This window comes from Treponema sp. OMZ 790 (genome assembly GCF_024181285.1).
Taxonomy (GTDB): Bacteria; Spirochaetota; Spirochaetia; order Treponematales; family Treponemataceae; genus Treponema_B.
Genome location: NZ_CP051201.1, coordinates 2,588,175 through 2,603,458 on the forward strand (window position 1 = coordinate 2,588,175; position 15,284 = coordinate 2,603,458).

14 protein-coding genes are annotated in these 15,284 nt (G+C 37.4%); 4 read left to right on the forward strand and 10 right to left on the reverse strand.

The features are described 5' to 3' along the window. Nucleotides 1-16: 16 nt before the first annotated feature. From E4O01_RS12260 to E4O01_RS12270, 3 genes are all read right to left on the reverse strand, one after another. Entirely contained in the window at nucleotides 17-1,390 is a 1,374-nt protein-coding gene (locus tag E4O01_RS12260; RefSeq protein WP_253719280.1) for a sodium/glutamate symporter, read from the reverse strand. 74 nt (nucleotides 1,391-1,464) lie between these two features. Further along, a complete protein-coding gene (locus E4O01_RS12265; RefSeq protein ID WP_253692468.1) occupies nucleotides 1,465-1,638 on the reverse strand; it encodes a hypothetical protein in 174 nt (57 codons plus the stop codon). Continuing rightward, nucleotides 1,638-3,740 (reverse strand): methyl-accepting chemotaxis protein, encoded by a 2,103-nt coding sequence (locus E4O01_RS12270; RefSeq protein WP_253692469.1) that lies wholly within the window; start codon nucleotides 3,738-3,740, stop codon nucleotides 1,638-1,640. The genes E4O01_RS12265 and E4O01_RS12270 overlap by 1 nt, the downstream gene beginning before the upstream one ends. A 504-nt stretch (nucleotides 3,741-4,244) precedes the next feature. On the opposite strand from E4O01_RS12270, the gene E4O01_RS12275 reads away from it, so the two are divergent. Continuing rightward, the gene (locus tag E4O01_RS12275) at nucleotides 4,245-6,782 is read left to right on the forward strand and encodes a ribonucleoside-diphosphate reductase subunit alpha (protein WP_253692470.1); all 2,538 of its coding nucleotides are present in this window, start codon (nucleotides 4,245-4,247) and stop codon (nucleotides 6,780-6,782) included. A gap of 80 nt (nucleotides 6,783-6,862) precedes the next feature. On the opposite strand, the gene E4O01_RS12280 is transcribed toward E4O01_RS12275, so the two are convergent. Then, nucleotides 6,863-7,750, reverse strand: a complete 888-nt coding sequence (locus E4O01_RS12280) for a fructose bisphosphate aldolase (protein WP_253692471.1) — start codon at nucleotides 7,748-7,750, stop codon at nucleotides 6,863-6,865. A 240-nt stretch (nucleotides 7,751-7,990) separates the two neighbouring features. On the opposite strand from E4O01_RS12280, the gene E4O01_RS12285 reads away from it, so the two are divergent. Together E4O01_RS12285 and fusA are read left to right on the forward strand one after the other, a co-directional pair. Then, nucleotides 7,991-8,890 carry a hypothetical protein gene (locus tag E4O01_RS12285; RefSeq protein WP_253692472.1) on the forward strand — a complete coding sequence of 300 codons (900 nt, stop codon included), beginning with the start codon at nucleotides 7,991-7,993 and terminating at the stop codon, nucleotides 8,888-8,890. 81 nt (nucleotides 8,891-8,971) lie between these two features. Then, the gene (gene fusA, locus E4O01_RS12290; protein WP_253692473.1) at nucleotides 8,972-11,023 is read left to right on the forward strand and encodes an elongation factor G; all 2,052 of its coding nucleotides are present in this window, start codon (nucleotides 8,972-8,974) and stop codon (nucleotides 11,021-11,023) included. Nucleotides 11,024-11,030: 7 nt separating this feature from the next. Here fusA and E4O01_RS12295 read toward each other — a convergent pair whose 3' ends face one another. Together E4O01_RS12295 and E4O01_RS12300 are read right to left on the reverse strand one after the other, a co-directional pair. After that, complete coding sequence (locus tag E4O01_RS12295) at nucleotides 11,031-11,963, reverse strand: DUF4299 domain-containing protein (protein ID WP_253692474.1); 933 nt, start codon at nucleotides 11,961-11,963, stop codon at nucleotides 11,031-11,033. 90 nt (nucleotides 11,964-12,053) lie between these two features. Then, entirely contained in the window at nucleotides 12,054-12,941 is an 888-nt protein-coding gene (locus E4O01_RS12300; protein ID WP_253692475.1) for a hypothetical protein, read from the reverse strand. A 135-nt stretch (nucleotides 12,942-13,076) separates the two neighbouring features. Here E4O01_RS12300 and E4O01_RS12305 point away from each other — a divergent pair, with 135 nt between their 5' ends. Beyond that, nucleotides 13,077-13,430, forward strand: coding sequence for an FtsX-like permease family protein (locus tag E4O01_RS12305; protein ID WP_371819572.1), 354 nt, complete (start codon nucleotides 13,077-13,079; stop codon nucleotides 13,428-13,430). A gap of 12 nt (nucleotides 13,431-13,442) precedes the next feature. Here E4O01_RS12305 and E4O01_RS12310 read toward each other — a convergent pair whose 3' ends face one another. From E4O01_RS12310 to E4O01_RS12325, 4 genes are all read right to left on the reverse strand, one after another. After that, nucleotides 13,443-14,144 carry a CPBP family intramembrane glutamic endopeptidase gene (locus E4O01_RS12310; RefSeq protein ID WP_253685980.1) on the reverse strand — a complete coding sequence of 234 codons (702 nt, stop codon included), beginning with the start codon at nucleotides 14,142-14,144 and terminating at the stop codon, nucleotides 13,443-13,445. Beyond that, a complete protein-coding gene (locus E4O01_RS12315) occupies nucleotides 14,141-14,416 on the reverse strand; it encodes a hypothetical protein (protein ID WP_253692477.1) in 276 nt (91 codons plus the stop codon). Before E4O01_RS12315 ends, E4O01_RS12310 begins: the two co-directional genes overlap by 4 nt. 108 nt (nucleotides 14,417-14,524) lie before the next feature. Further along, nucleotides 14,525-14,746, reverse strand: coding sequence for a hypothetical protein (locus E4O01_RS12320; protein WP_253692478.1), 222 nt, complete (start codon nucleotides 14,744-14,746; stop codon nucleotides 14,525-14,527). Next, nucleotides 14,739-15,194, reverse strand: a complete 456-nt coding sequence (locus E4O01_RS12325) for a hypothetical protein (protein WP_253692479.1) — start codon at nucleotides 15,192-15,194, stop codon at nucleotides 14,739-14,741. Before E4O01_RS12325 ends, E4O01_RS12320 begins: the two co-directional genes overlap by 8 nt. Between the last annotated feature and the right edge of the window lie 90 nt (nucleotides 15,195-15,284).

The following is a 15,284-nucleotide window of genomic DNA, read 5'->3' on the forward strand; positions in this document are numbered from 1 at the left end:
TTTATAAAAGCATAAACTAGCCGGCCAAGCCTATGGTAATACCAATTATCATTATATTGAAAAAATCAATAAATAAGGAGCCGACTATAGGAACGACAAAGAAGGCTATCTTTGAATAACCGTATTTTTCGCATATAGAGCCCATATTAGCCATGGCGTTAGGGGTTGCGGCAAAACCGAAACCGATGTGTCCTGCCGTAATGACCGCTGCATCGTAGTCCCCGCCCATAACCTTAAATGTGACAAAGCGGGTATAAAAATACAGAAGAATGATTTGAGCGCTTAAAATAATCATCAGGGGAACAGCCAAACTTACAAGCTGCCAAAGTTTTAACGAAACAAGAGCGAGAGCCAAAAACATATTCAAAGAAATATTTCCGAGTGCATCAATTTCATCCATATTCACTTTGAATTTTTTTGAGGTATCTGCAATGTTCCGTATAACGGCAGCACAGATCATCGCCCCGATATAAATAGGGAATTTAAATTTGGGCGACAAAGAATTAAGATAATTGGTAACAAAAAGACCAAAACCTGAAGCCAGAACTAAAAGCATAAATGACATTAACAGTTTTTCACTGCTAAGATGCTTTTCGGAGCTGGTTGTCGAGTTATCGACTTCACCTTTTGCGGAAGCTTTGTGGATAACTTCTTCTTGAACGGTTACGACTTCTTTAGCTTCTTCTCTGCCTTTTGTAGGGTTAAAGAAAAGCCTTTTTATAAAGCTCGGATGAACGGCTTCTATTTTTTTAACGACTTTTGTCGTTTTTATAATATTACCCGATTCATCGATCCTTACGCTTTCATTGGCATTTGAAGGCTGTAAGCCGTATTTTTTTATCAGGCGGTCTCCGACCGGGCCACCTAAGATGGAGCTTATCAAAGAGCCGAAGGTGGGAACGGCTACTGCGAGGGATAAGGCTCCCAAGGTGCTTTCGGGATCAACAATCGGTGCAAAGGAGGCCGCTGTACCGAAACCGCCCGTAAAGGATGTTGAACCCAGCATGACGGCGAGCATCGGAGAAAAGTTTATCAGCCTTGCAACTCCTTGAGCCGTTACATTTTGCAAAATTGCAAAAACTACAGCCACAGCCAAAAAGACAAAAACTTTTTTCCCGCCGTCTCTTAAAATCGAAAACCCTGCATTGTATCCCACAGAGGTAAAAAACATTACCATCCAATAGGTTTGCAGGGTTGTGTCAAATTCGAAGTCGAGTACCTTTGCTGCGTGAAGTGCTAACGAAATCAGCGCAAACAAAAAGCCGCCCACGATTGGGGCAGGTATACAATACTTTTGAAAAAACTCGAACTTCGCCTTAATGAATCGTCCGACCAGCAACCAAGCGATTGCAAAGCCGAGCGACTGGTACATATTCATACGAATTACCATAACTCCTCTCCTTTTGCGTGCGTCTAACGCAATTCGGGATGCAACAAAGAGTATAGGCCTTTTATATAAATATGTCAATCTGTTGATATAAGTTCCTTTTCATTTTTGTCTTCTTTTTTGGGCAGCGGAACGGCAGATCGAGTTTCTTCTATAGAAGCTTGAATTGCCTTGACAGTTAGGTCAATATGGTGAGTTAGTATCTTTGTTTTATACCTTCCTGTCAGGCTTTTTATAAATGTCTTTTTCATCACACCTTAAACTTTCCTACTTCTGCCGAAAGGTTTTCAATACTGAGCTTATTCTTTTGGCTTATATTGTTTACATCTTGTACAGCGTTGGTGATTTGTACGGCACCGGAAGCCATTTCGTTCATACTGTCAGTTATAATTCGTGTAAGCTCATCCAGCTTTCTCATTTCACCGGCTACAGTTTCTCCTCCCTTGAGCATCTCGGCAGAGCCGTCATTTACTTGAGTAGTAACCATATTGATGTCGCGAATAGCGGTAAGAACTTCTTTACTGCCGTTTTCTTGCTCCCGCATAGCATTCATCAAATTTTGACTCATAGTTTTAACCTGATCCGATAAATTGAAAATAATGTTAAATTTTTCTTCTGCAGTTTTTGCAGAAGCAGAAAGAGTTTCAATTTCTCCTGAGAGGACTTTAAGAGTTGAGGTGATGGTTTTTCCTTGAGTGCTTGATTCTTCCGCCAGCTTACGAATTTCATCTGCAACGACTGCAAAGCCTTTTCCGGCTTCACCTGCATGAGCCGCTTCAATAGCAGCATTCATTGCAAGCAAGTTTGTTTGGCTTGCGATATGCTGAATTACATTAGAAGCTTCCAAAAGACTGCCTGATTCTTCAGCAACTTTTTGAGTTACTTCATTTGAGGTAACAATAGTATTCTTTCCGTCAGCTGTAGCACTTGCGAGAGTTTTAATCACATCATTTGTTTTATCGAGGGTTTGAGTTATGGAAGCAATATTCCCGACCATTTGTTCAACTGCAGAAGAAGATTCTGCAACACTGGCTGCTTGGGTATCTATACTGGAATTAAGCTGCTTTATTGTTCGGATAATTTCTTCAACAGTAGCCGCTGTTTCCGTAACGCTTGCAGCTTGATTTATTGCTTGTTGTTTTACGCCCTCAATGTTGGCACTTATTTGCTGTATGGCACCGGCAGTCTCAGTCATATTATTTGCAAGTTCAGTACCGATATTGGTCATCTCAATACTGTTATCGCCTACGGTTTTTATGGAAGAGCCGATTTTAGAAATAGTTTGGTTAAAATATTCAGATAAATCCGTAATTTCATCATTTCCAACAAGCGGAAGACGAACCGTCAAATCGCCTTCTCCTTGAGCTATGTCTTTAAGGGCATTCACTACAACATTTATAGGTTTGACCATCCTGCGGGCAACAAAAAAAGTTATGGATAAAGCAATTACCAAAATTATTATACCCATAACCATCATTCGGCTTCTTAAGTCATCTACCGTGTCCATAAATTCTTCTACAGGAGCATTTATTATAATAGTCCAGTCGGTAGTTTTCATCGTAGCATAAGAAGCAATCTTTTTAATTCCATCGTATTCATAAAATCCGATTGACGGCTCATCAATATCTACCGCCATTTTTTCAAATGCTGCAAGAGAGCTAAATCTTTTATCGGTTTTTGCTATCTCTTGATAGTTTTCTTGCTTTTGAACAATTTCGGAATTTTTATGTGCAATGATAGTTCCCTCTAAACCCAATACATAACAGTACCCGGTATCTCCTACAACGATATCATCAATATCGTCAGAAAGTTTTTGTGCAGGAATAGCTGTTGCTAAAACACCTATAATATTACGGGTATGATCATATAACGGAACGGAAATAGTCATAATCAATTTGTTATCAACAACAGAAATAAACGGTTCCGTTAAAAAATTTTTTCCTTTACTACTCATTTTAAACCACTCTGAGTTATTTATATTTATAACTCTATTGTCTGCCGTATACATATTTCCATTTATATCTGCGATAGCTGCATCATATAAAAAATCTATAAATGTTATTTCCTTATTAAGTTGTTTTGATTTTTCAGCATATGAAACAGTTTCATCAGAAAATATTGGCATCCTTGCAAGACCTTCCAAAAATTGGAACACAGCCGTTATTCGGGCATCAATAATAGTTGCAGTATCGGTTGCTTTATCGATTAAGTGTTTTTCAATCTTTTCTGTTACAGCTTGCCGTGCGGTTCTAACTGCAAGCACCCCCTCGACAATTCCGGCAATAGTTATCAATAGTCCAAAAATAATTAATAATTTTTTACGCATGGAAAAGCGTTTTTTTTCTTTTTTCATTTGATTTATATCTCCTTATTGAGTCTTATTTTTAAATTGTAAGTTATAACTATTTTTTATTATCCTGTAGATATAAAATTTTTAAGCAAACAAAGCCTTAACATAAGATTCCTCCTCATTATCAGTTAAATTTATAGAGAGGCGATTTTAATTCGTCTATCGTAGAAAGTAAATTATTGTTCGCTATACATAAAGTATAATCTACAGATTGTATCTCGTTGATTGTATATTCCAAATTGCTTTTTACTACTCGCAAATTTTCGGGTACTATACAATATTTTATAGCATTTTGTCTAGTAGTTTCTGAGAAAAAATTCATTTTTTTTAAAAAAAATACCCCGTATAAAAACATGATGAATATTATATGCCAAAGTAGTTTAGCTGTCAATATATATTTACCTGTTTTAGTCTTTATTCTTGACATACACTATATGTTGTGTTATAATCACCAAAAATCAATAAAACATACAATATATAGCGTAGTTATTTATAAGGAATAATAAAATGCAAATCATAAAAAGAAACGGCGAAACTAAAAACTATGAGCCGGAAAAAATTGAAGGAGCTATCCGCTCTGCCTTTAAAAGTGTGGAAGATTCTCCGCATACCGATTTAGATACAATCATTCCTCCTCTGGTAAAGGAAATAGAAGAAGATATCTTGGCGCTTACTAAAAGCGGAAGCCTTGTTCATGTCGAAACGATTCAGGACTTGGTCGAAAAGACTTTGATAGAGCACAACTATTATGCGGAAGTAAAAAACTTCATCCTTTACAGGGTAGACCGTACAAAGAGGCGGGATTCGCGGCAGATGATAAGCCGCTTTTTTTCTACGATAGAAATTCAGAGCGTCCTTACCGAGATTCAAAATGATTTTACTTCGGACGAATACAGCCTTAATTTACTTTCACATAAATTCCTTTCTTTTAGAAAAGAAAACATGAGCGAGGCCGAATCCCTTGCCATGCTCATCAAGGCCTCCGTCGAGCTTACCGCTCAGGATGCCCCAAACTGGGAATTTATTGCAGCTCGTCTTTTAATGCTTCAATTTAACTTAAAACTAAAAACCGAGCTTGAAAAAAGGCAGATTAATTCTTTTTATGAAAAAATAAAATATCTTGAAAACGAAGGTCTCTATGGGGCCTATATTTGCGAGGCCTACACTCGTGCCGAATTGGAAGAAGCAGCCTTATTTATAAATGAAGAAAGAAACAAGCTTTTTACCTACAGTGCCCTCGACCTCCTCTTACGCCGCTACGTTATTCACACTCATTCAAATGTCGTCCTTGAATCTCCTCAGGAAATGTTTTTAGGTATCGCCCTCCATTTAGGCTTGAAGGAAAAATCGAACCGGATAGAATGGGTAAGGCGTTTTTACGATATGACCAGTTCCTTAAAGGTTACGATGGCTACCCCCACCCTTTCAAATGCCCGAAAGCCATATCATCAGCTTTCTTCATGCTTTATAGATACGGTCCCCGATTCTCTTGACGGCATTTACCGCAGCATAGATAACTTTGCCAAGGTTTCAAAATTCGGAGGAGGAATGGGACTTTACTTCGGAAAGGTTAGGGCCGTAGGCTCGCCCATCCGCGGCTTTATGGGAGCGGCGGGCGGAATTATCCGCTGGATAAAACTTGCAAACGATACGGCTGTTGCCGTTGACCAGCTCGGCGTAAGGCAGGGCTCGGTCGCCGTCTACCTCGATGTATGGCACAAGGACATTCCGGAATTTTTACAGCTCCGCACAAATAACGGCGACGACAGAATGAAGGCCCACGATGTTTTCCCCGCAGTCTGCTATCCCGACCTTTTTTGGAAAACCGTACGCGACGATATAAATGCTTCTTGGTATCTCATGTGCCCCCACGAAATTTTAAAAGTGAAGGGTTATGCCCTCGAAGATTTTTACGGAGAAGAATGGGAAAAAAGATACAGGGACTGCGTTGCCGATTCCCGTATCAGCAAAAGAGAAATCCCGATAAAAGAATTGGTACGCTTAATTTTAAAGTCGGCCGTAGAAACGGGAACCCCCTTTGCCTTTAACCGCGATCACGCAAATAAAACAAATCCCAACCCTCACAAGGGAATGATTTATTGCTCAAACCTATGCACGGAAATTTCCCAAAACATGAGCGAGATAAAACATAAGAGCATCGAAATAAAAACGGAAGACGGGGACACAGTCGTTGCAACAACTACCATCCCCGGAGACTTTGTTGTATGTAACCTCGCCTCCCTCGTTCTGGGAAACATTGACGTAAACGATGAAAAAGAAATCGACACAATAGTTTCTTCGGCAGTGCGAGCCCTGGACAATGTTATAGATTTAAATTTCTATCCTATTCCGTATGCACAAATTACCAACAGCAGGTACAGGTCAATCGGCTTGGGCGCTTCAGGCTATCATCATGCCCTTGCAAAAAACGGCATCGCATGGGAAAGCGAAGAACACCTTGAATTTGCCGACAAGGTGTTTGAAAAAATCAACTATGCAGCCGTCAAGGCCTCATCTCAAATTGCTAAAGAAAAAGGCTCCTATTCCTACTTTGAAGGAAGCGACTGGCAAACCGGTGCCTATTTTGAAAAGAGGAATTACATGGATGAAAAATGGAAAGTCTTGGCAGAAGAAGTAAAATCAAACGGAATGAGGAATGCCTATCTTTTGGCTGTCGCACCGACAAGCTCGACCTCGATCATAGCAGGCACAACAGCCGGTGTAGACCCCATTATGAACAAGTATTTTTTAGAGGAAAAAAAAGGTTCGCTAATGCCGAGGGTTGCGCCCTCTCTTTCTCAAGAAACCTATTGGCTTTATAAAAATGCCCACAATATTGATCAGACCTGGAGTATAAGGGCAGCAGGCCTGCGCCAGCGCCACATCGACCAAGCCCAATCGGTAAACCTCTATATTACCACCGACTTTACCTTCAGCAAGGTGCTTTCATTGTACATAAAGGCTTGGGAAGAAGGCGTTAAGTCAATCTACTATGTGCGAAGCCGCTCCCTCGAAGTCGAAGAATGTGAAAGCTGCAGTTCGTAAAAGCTGATTACAAAAAAAGAGCAAGGCTAGTCAACCTTGCTCTTTTTTATTGATCCTCTAAAACATAGTTCTTAAAAAAACTATGTTATTGAAGCTTCATAAACGCCCTTGATGGTTTTTTCCAAGGTTGCGTTAAACTCATCATCGCTTTGACTTGCAGAAAGGCCTTCGGCGAGAGCTCGGGAGAAACTTGCAATCATACCTCGGTTTTTAGCCAGAAGCTTGTTTGCATCGTCTCTGGAATAACCTCCTGAAAGGGCTACCATTCTAACTACCTGAGGATGCTTTGTGAATTCCTCGTAAAGGTTTTCTTTTGTCGGAATTGAAAGCTTGAACATTACAAGCAAGTCTTTCGGCAAGGTCTTAAGATGCTCTTCCAATTCTTTTTTGAGAATTTCTTCACACTTAGCCTTGTCGGGTGATTTAATATCTACTTCAGGCTCAATAATCGGAACAAGACCGGCCTTTGCAATTTGAATACCCAATTCAAACTGCTGATCTACAACAGCCTTGATACCTTGGGGATTTGCTTCCTTTATAACCGAGCGCATCTTTGTTCCAAAAATGTGCTTTTCTACAGCGTGCTTTAGCATAGCATCCAAATTGGGTATCGGCTTCATAAGCTGAACGCCGTCCTTTAATTCTGCAAGACCCTTATCGACCTTTAAAAAGGGGAGAATCTTTTTCTTTTCCCATAAGAAGTCGGCGGTGGGCATTCCCTCAATTTCGCGCTCCATTGTTTGCTCAAATAAAATTGCACCTAAAATATTATTGGAATTAAAAGCCTTACCTGTGATTATTCTTGTGCGCATAGCATGAACAAGATCAAACATCTCATCTTCATTGGAATAAGCCGTTTCAGGAACTCCGTAAGCCGCCAAAGCTTTAGGCGTACTTCCTCCGCTCTGATCCAACGCCGCAATGAAGCCCTTGTCATTCTTCATTCTTTCAAGTTTTACTTTATCCATAATTCACCTCTTTAAAAATATTTACCGCAAGTAATCCTGCATACTCTTCTATTATAACATATAACCTTTGTTTCGCTCAAGGGCTTAATTATTTCCACGGAAATCAATTTTGTAATATTTTTTTGATAAAAGATATATCCATGAGAGCTTTAAACATAATGTGAGATAAAGAATCTTTAGCTTGCTATTTATTTTATTTTTTGATAAAATAAAGCCCGATAAAATATTTGGAGATATTAAATGACAGACAATATGGAGAAACTGCTTAATCGCTTATTTTTTAAAGATATAAACGGTATATGGACAGGAAGTATAGGTAATAATAAATTTCTTATTAGACAAGATAAATTAACCGATCAAGAGCTTGCTCTTAAAACCTCCTGTGCCGTAAGCGGATCAAAGGGAGCGTTATTCACTTTTTTAGATGAGCAAAAAAAGATGGGAAGGGTAAAAACATTTAATATGGATGAAGATTTATTATCCTTAACTTATTCCTATGGTGATACTGATTTTGAGTTTGAATCTTTTTTAAAAGATCTTTCAGCTCTTCTAAGAGAATTAGAATCAAAAGATGTTTGCTTTTCATGTAGTAAAACAAGAGAAACAAATACTTATAAAATTAAGGGTGTTCCAACCTTTTTATGTTCTGAGTGTGCAGAAAATTTTAAAATGAAGATGGAAAAAGTAAACAATGAACCTAATAATTATTTAACCGGAACCTTATGCTGCATCATAGGTGCCCTACTCGGCTCTGCAGCTTGGATCTTAATATGTTATTTCGGTTTTTATGCGTCCATTGCAGGCTATTTTATAGCCTACTCTGCATTTTATGGTTATAATTTTGGAAAAGGAAAGGCAACCAAGGTAGGGGCTATAATAAATATCTTTGCTATAATTTTTGCCCTGCTTTTTGCTGAATATATAGGTTTATTTTTAGCCGTCAAAAAAGAAGCCGGTTTAGATTTTTTATCTTTTATAAAATTCTCTCCGGTCTTTTTTTTCGATCCGGAATTTATTAAATCTATTCTTCCTAGTCTAGGTCTTGGCTTTTTGTTTGCCGGATTAGGTTCTTATAGAATCATCAAGGATATGTTTATAAAGGCAAATGAGCTTTCAGGCATATCTATAGAAAGAATCTGACAAATTCAAAGCTCCCGATTGTTTTTTTTTGATTTTTTTGATATTATTTCCGCTTAAATAAGATTTTTGGAGAATGTGAAAATGCTTGATAAGATGCGGAATATAGGAATAATGGCTCACATAGATGCGGGAAAAACCACCACCACCGAGCGTATTTTGTTTTATACGGGAAAAATTCATAAGATAGGCGAAATAGATGACGGTCAAGCAACCATGGACTGGATGGCCCAAGAGCAGGACAGGGGAATCACTATCCAAAGTGCCGCAACCACCACTTATTGGAAAAATTTTCAGATAAATATAATCGACACACCCGGGCATGTAGATTTTACGGCCGAGGTAGAACGCTCCTTGCGTGTATTGGACGGAGCCGTTGCTGTTCTTTGTGCAGTCGGAGGAGTTCAGCCCCAGACCGAAACCGTTTGGCATCAAGCCGACCGCTACAAGGTTCCGCGTATTTGTTTTGTAAACAAGATGGACAGAATCGGTGCCGACTTTTTTGCAGTCTTAAAAGATGTGCACGAAAAATTCGGAGTTGAGGTTGTGCCGGTTCAAATTCCTATTGGAGCAAGCGACAGTTTTGAGGGAGTCATCGATCTTATTTCAATGAAAGAGATTCACTGGGATGCCGCAACCGAGGGTGAAAAATACGAGTATGCCGAAATAGCCCAAGACCGCCTTGCCTTGGCAGAAGAATGGCGCGAAAAAATGCTCGATACTATTTCTTCAGTTTCGGACGAAATCACCGAGCTCATCCTTGAAGGAAAAGATGTCCCCGAAGAGCTTATCAAAAAAGAAATAAGAAAGGCCGTTTTAAATCAAAGCTATATTCCGTTTTTGTGCGGATCGGCAAGAAGAAACATAGGCGTTCAGCCCTTAATCGATGCAGTTGTAGATTTTTTGCCTGCACCTGACGAAGTTCTCCCGGCAGAGGCTCTCAATCCCAAAAAGGAAGAAAAGATTGCAGTTCCGTGCAAGGTAGAAGGAGCTCCCTTAGGCCTTGTATTTAAGATTCAATACGACAAGGATGCGGGAAGCCTCTGCTATGTCCGAATGTATTCGGGAAAAATCAAATCCGGCGATCAGGTTTTTAACACGGGAAAAAAGAAAAGAGAACGCGTAAACAGAATCTTGCGTATGCATTCAAATAAGTCGGAACAAACGGATTCCGTTCAGGCCGGAGATATAGCCGTTTTTATCGGGCTGAAACTTTCGCAGACAGGAGATACCCTGGGTTCCGAGGGACAGCCTCTCTTACTTGAATCCATGCAATTCCCCGAACCTGTTATTTCCGTTTCGGTAGAACCTAAAAGCTTATCGGAAAGCGACCGCTTAAAAGAAGTCTTGGAAATTCTTTCAAAGGAAGACCCGACCTTCACAAGCCGCGAAGACAGTGAAACCGGACAGCTTATAATTTCAGGTATGGGAGAACTCCATATAGATGTTCTAACCCGCAGAATGTTGGACGACTTTAAGGTAGAAGCCAGAGTCGGAAACCCGCAGGTTACTTACAGGGAGTCTATCACCGCAGAAAAAACTCAAACCGAAAAATACAGCAAGCAGCTGGGCGGAAAAGACAACGAGGCCGAGCTTACCCTCACCGTCCGCCCCCTTGAACGGGGAAGCGGAAACCGCTTTGTTTCAAAGATTAAAACCTTCCAAAAGTCCGGTTCGGGCGGCACCAATGCTCTCCCCGAAGAACTTTTAGAAGCAGTTAAGCGTTCTATCGAAGGTTGTTTTAGTTCGGGAATTAAGGTAGGTTATCCTTGCACTGATATTGAGGTAGAACTTGTTTCGGTAAAATACAATGAACTTACGGCAACACCCTTCGCCTACGAAGCCGCCGCCGCAAAGTGCTTTGACGACGCTTGCAGTGCAGCCGCCCCCGTGCTCTTGGAGCCCGTGATGGCTGTGGATATTATGAGCCCCAAGGAATTTGTAGGAGATGCCATGAGTCAGATTACCCAGAGGGGAGGTCTAATCTCAAGCATGGACTCAAAGGCAAGCACAGACATTGTACATGCCCAAGCTCCCATGGCAAAGATGTTCGGCTTTTCCACCGACCTCCGTTCAGCCACCCAGGGAAGGGCTTCCTTTACCATGAGCTTTAGTCATTTTGAGATTAAGCGGTAAGTCATTTTTATCCTGACTCTTTTTTTAGAATGCTTAAAATTTCTTCTTTTGTTAAAGCATCAATTAAAATATATTTAGCGTCTATAAATCTATATTTATCTTTCGGCAGGCGGGTCATAAAATCCGAATACTCCATAACTCCTGCTCTTTGATAAGAGTCTTTATCATCAGGGTTTCCGTTAATAATAGCTAGAGATAATTCCCAAGTGCTTATATCTTCATCTTTTACAATCCTTCTATTTTTGTATTCCACACTAGGCTTATAAGGCAAAATAGTTTCCGTATCTTGAGTTAGGGCATAAATCCCGATAATGTTTTTAGTTTTATTATCTTCAAAAAACATTTGGTTTGCCGAAAAAGCGTCTAAATACTGAATGTCCTTAAAGAATTTACTAAATGCCTCTATCGGATTCTCGGAATTTAAAAATCCTTCTACAATTTTACGGTTAAAAGCCGCTTCCCGGAAAATACCGAAACTGATGTATTCATCCGTATCTTTGTTTTCAATATAAGATTTTATTCCGAATAAGATATCTTCCTGATAATTAAATTGTTCGATATTCTCAGCGGTAAAATATTCACCTCTTTCATTGACAATATCGCTTCCCAATTTTTTAGCTAAATCTTTGATATAGGTAAGGGCGATTTGCCAATCTTCCTGTGTGCTTGGCGTGAAAACCCGCACAGCATAATGATTGAGACCCTTATCAAAAGAAAGTTCAAAACCGCGGGAGCTTTTTCCTAATACTCCGCATAGTAAACATTCATAATCTGCAATGGATGAATTATAGAATCTTTTCACGTCAAAATTATCTTGCGCTTCGTCAAAAGCAAATTGGTCTATTTTTTGTGAAGAAAATCCTAAACATTCTTTTAACTTCATAGGAGCTTTAGCTTTTAAAAAAGTTTTTTTGTTGTTAATATAAAATGATACGCTCATAAGTTTCTCCGTACAGCCTGAAGAACAGTTCTTTGATGTTAGTTTAACCTGCATTATAAAAAAATGTCAAGGTGAAGTCGAGGATAAATACTATTTTTTATATTTGTATTGGACAAATTTATTATCTTTTACAGCATACAATACATTACCATTTTTATTTATATATATTTTAGCTATTTTTGTATTATCTTTTTTAAATGATTCATTACTGCATATATTTAAGATACCATCATTATCGATATTCCAAAATAATTCTACCGGTGAAACAGAAGATTCTTTTATTGTGATTATACTTTTATCTTTTGATTTGTATTCTTTTTCGACTATTTTACCTAATAACGCACTAACATAATTCTTAGTATCAAAGATAATAAAACCGGAATATTGTTCTATTATGTTTTCTGAAGAAATTATTGATAATGAACTATTTAAGATTTCCTCATTAGTCCACTTAACATAAATTCTTTTATCTACTAATGATAAAAAGTTTTTTTCATTAAAATTATATATTTTTATGCCTTCAACGGTATTAAGAATTAATCCATTTTCATATATATCATAAAAACCGCCCCAATAATAATGAGATATTGTTCTTTCCAAATTTCTGTCATTTTTAATTACATCACAAATCTTTTTACTATCATATTCTTTTCCGTTTTTGAAAATTTTGAATAATGTATCATTTTTATCAAAATTTTTATCTAACAGATTTTCCATTCCGTTAACAAAAAAAATACAATAAATGCCATCATCACTTACATAGATATTGCTATACCAACCCGGTATTTTCCATATAGGTGCAGAATCCTTTTTTTTAGTTTCATAACAACAAGTTGTATCATTTTCATAATCTATATGCAGGTAATAAAGTTTATTATTTGAGTATTTATTATAAGTCGCAGTAGTTAAAGGAGACTCATCACAAAAAATAAGATTTGCCAAAAAAACAAACAGAATGTTTAAAATATTTTTTTTCATATCGCACCTCAATGCAGCACAACTGCATTATTTGTGTAACCCCTCTTAAGGAACCTTTAAAAATCTATTTTTCTTAGTATCAGTAATTATTTTAGTAGTTTTTTTATAAATTGTCCAGTGTAAAAATATTATCGGTTGATAAACAGTTACTCTGCAATTATGCTTAATTTAAGAACGAGAAAAAATGAGTTTGCGCTTTTTAAATCCGTCGGCGCCGATTCAAACATAATCACAAATCTTTTTTATAAAGAGGCAGGTGGGTTTTTGATCAAGCCGCTCCTAAAGGCAATCCCCTTCTTTTTGGCTTTTGCTGCAATTTTGATTATAAGATTTGATGAGGTCTTTGTTTTAAACTTTTTGCTTTCATTTAATTGGGGCTTTTTTATCTTCTACAGCTTCTGCTTAAGTGCCTCGATTATCAGCTCCTACTATTTCGGCAAAAAAGAAATAGAAGACGGAGGAATAATAAGCGGGATAGACGGATTTTAGAAAACAAAAAAGTTAAGAATTAATACTTGTTAAGAATACACCAAGAACACTTAATGAATTACCTGCCATGTGAACAATAATTGCATATGCATTATTGTCATATTTTTCTTGGTAATAGCCGGCAACAATTCCAAGCATAGTTGTAAAAATAACTGTTCGAAGTACAAAATTCCCGCTTACACCTGTTGTTATTAGAACTAAATGTCCCAGCCCAAATATAACAGCACTAATAAACACAGAAACACTGATATGCTGTTTGAATATTTTTATCCCTTTTGCTTTTAATGGTTTTAGCATGTTCAATAAAAAGCCACGAAACAACAATTCTTCTGAAATACTTGCATAGATAAATACAAAAACAAAAAGCTGCAATGCTGATGAATGTTTCATAAATGGATGTACCTCAATATTTTCTACAGATGTTTTTGCAACCGTAATAATTGTCATAATAGTATTAATGAATATTGTTGCCAAAAGCCCTATCAATATAGGTCTCCATATTGTTTTGAATTGTGGAATTTCAATTTTGTACCCTACATGATTTTTCAAACTGAAAATTGCAGTTAGTGAAAATAACAGCATAAGGGAGTGCGTAGCAAAAGAAGGAATAAAAAAATCATTATTTAATTGCAACTTACTTCCCAAAAATGTAGATACTAAAAATATTGTTATGGTAATTAAAATTCCATAAAACACTTGTTCTTTGTCTTTCACATTATAACCTCGCCTTTACTATTATTTGATTGCAGCCAATCTGTACTTATTCTAGTATTATTTGATTCAATCCAAACTCTACTTTTTATTCCATTTCTTTCATCATCAATACTTTTTAAAAATAATTCTCTAATTTCTTCCTTTTCACTTGGAAGTGTTATTTCCCATGGTGCATCAGTATTTCTCCAATCACCATTGTTTAGCCAATACCACTCAAAATCGTCCTTTTCTCTACTTACTAAATTACACTTTTCTGAGCTAGCAATAACCATATTAAAAAATACTCCTTTCCTTACTGTGCGCAACATCCGTCTACCATTCGCTTAACCTGCATTTGCGGCTCATCCTCAATGTCAGGTTGAAGCGGGTGTTATACACTTTTATTTTCTTACACTTTGCGTATAAATTTTTGCATTATTAACAAAAGTTTCTAAATCCATCTTGTCAAAATACTCTCTTTGCCATTTTGTATAATCAAAACGTTCTCTTCGCACAGCAGCAATAAAATATTCTGCTTCAACGACTCCCATAGATTCTACAAGACACTCCATACCGCGAGAAAGAAGCTCTATTGTTGCAGGCGGTGTAATTATTTCAGTCATAACTTTCATTACCTCCATTTAATAAATCTATGAATTCTATCGGATCAAGCAATTTTAAAGTATCGCTTTTATACTTCAACATACGTTTATCTGTTGTCAAAAGGTAGTCGCATTTCATCATTTCAGCACAAACTATATGACAAGAATCCTTCATTTTCACTCCTGCTGCCATCACAATTTTTGCCTTTTCAATGACTTTTTCTGATTTTTCACTACCTAGATAATCAGAAACATTATCATCTAAAAAGTTCTTTATAGCAATTTTTCTATCCATATAGGGATTACAAGAATTTTCATAGTCCAAAACAAATGAAGAAGCAAGTTCTAGATGTTTTTCTTTTATAAGCAATTGAACAAGCAACTTTGCCTGTGTTTCAAGTGAAATGGGCAGATAATTTTGGTCGTCATATGGTCTATTATAACAACAACTATCAGGATAAACTTTCATAAAATAATTATACCATATTTTGAATATTTTTGCACTATAGCAAATTGAAAATCATGAACTGCAAGCATTGATTTCATTTTTAAAACCGCA

What these genes read in the sequence shown, in the direction of transcription:
- E4O01_RS12260 (WP_253719280.1), bottom strand. Translation starts at nt 1,390, where the DNA reads ATGGTAATTCGTATGAATATGTACCAGTCGCTCGGCTTTGCAATCGCT.
- E4O01_RS12265 (WP_253692468.1), bottom strand. Translation starts at nt 1,638, where the DNA reads ATGAAAAAGACATTTATAAAAAGCCTGACAGGAAGGTATAAAACAAAG.
- E4O01_RS12270 (WP_253692469.1), bottom strand. Translation starts at nt 3,740, where the DNA reads ATGAAAAAAGAAAAAAAACGCTTTTCCATGCGTAAAAAATTATTAATT.
- E4O01_RS12275 (WP_253692470.1), top strand. Translation starts at nt 4,245, where the DNA reads ATGCAAATCATAAAAAGAAACGGCGAAACTAAAAACTATGAGCCGGAA.
- E4O01_RS12280 (WP_253692471.1), bottom strand. Translation starts at nt 7,750, where the DNA reads ATGGATAAAGTAAAACTTGAAAGAATGAAGAATGACAAGGGCTTCATT.
- E4O01_RS12285 (WP_253692472.1), top strand. Translation starts at nt 7,991, where the DNA reads ATGACAGACAATATGGAGAAACTGCTTAATCGCTTATTTTTTAAAGAT.
- fusA (WP_253692473.1), top strand. Translation starts at nt 8,972, where the DNA reads ATGCTTGATAAGATGCGGAATATAGGAATAATGGCTCACATAGATGCG.
- E4O01_RS12295 (WP_253692474.1), bottom strand. Translation starts at nt 11,963, where the DNA reads ATGAGCGTATCATTTTATATTAACAACAAAAAAACTTTTTTAAAAGCT.
- E4O01_RS12300 (WP_253692475.1), bottom strand. Translation starts at nt 12,941, where the DNA reads ATGAAAAAAAATATTTTAAACATTCTGTTTGTTTTTTTGGCAAATCTT.
- E4O01_RS12315 (WP_253692477.1), bottom strand. Translation starts at nt 14,416, where the DNA reads ATGGTTATTGCTAGCTCAGAAAAGTGTAATTTAGTAAGTAGAGAAAAG.
- E4O01_RS12320 (WP_253692478.1), bottom strand. Translation starts at nt 14,746, where the DNA reads ATGACTGAAATAATTACACCGCCTGCAACAATAGAGCTTCTTTCTCGC.
- E4O01_RS12325 (WP_253692479.1), bottom strand. Translation starts at nt 15,194, where the DNA reads ATGAAAGTTTATCCTGATAGTTGTTGTTATAATAGACCATATGACGAC.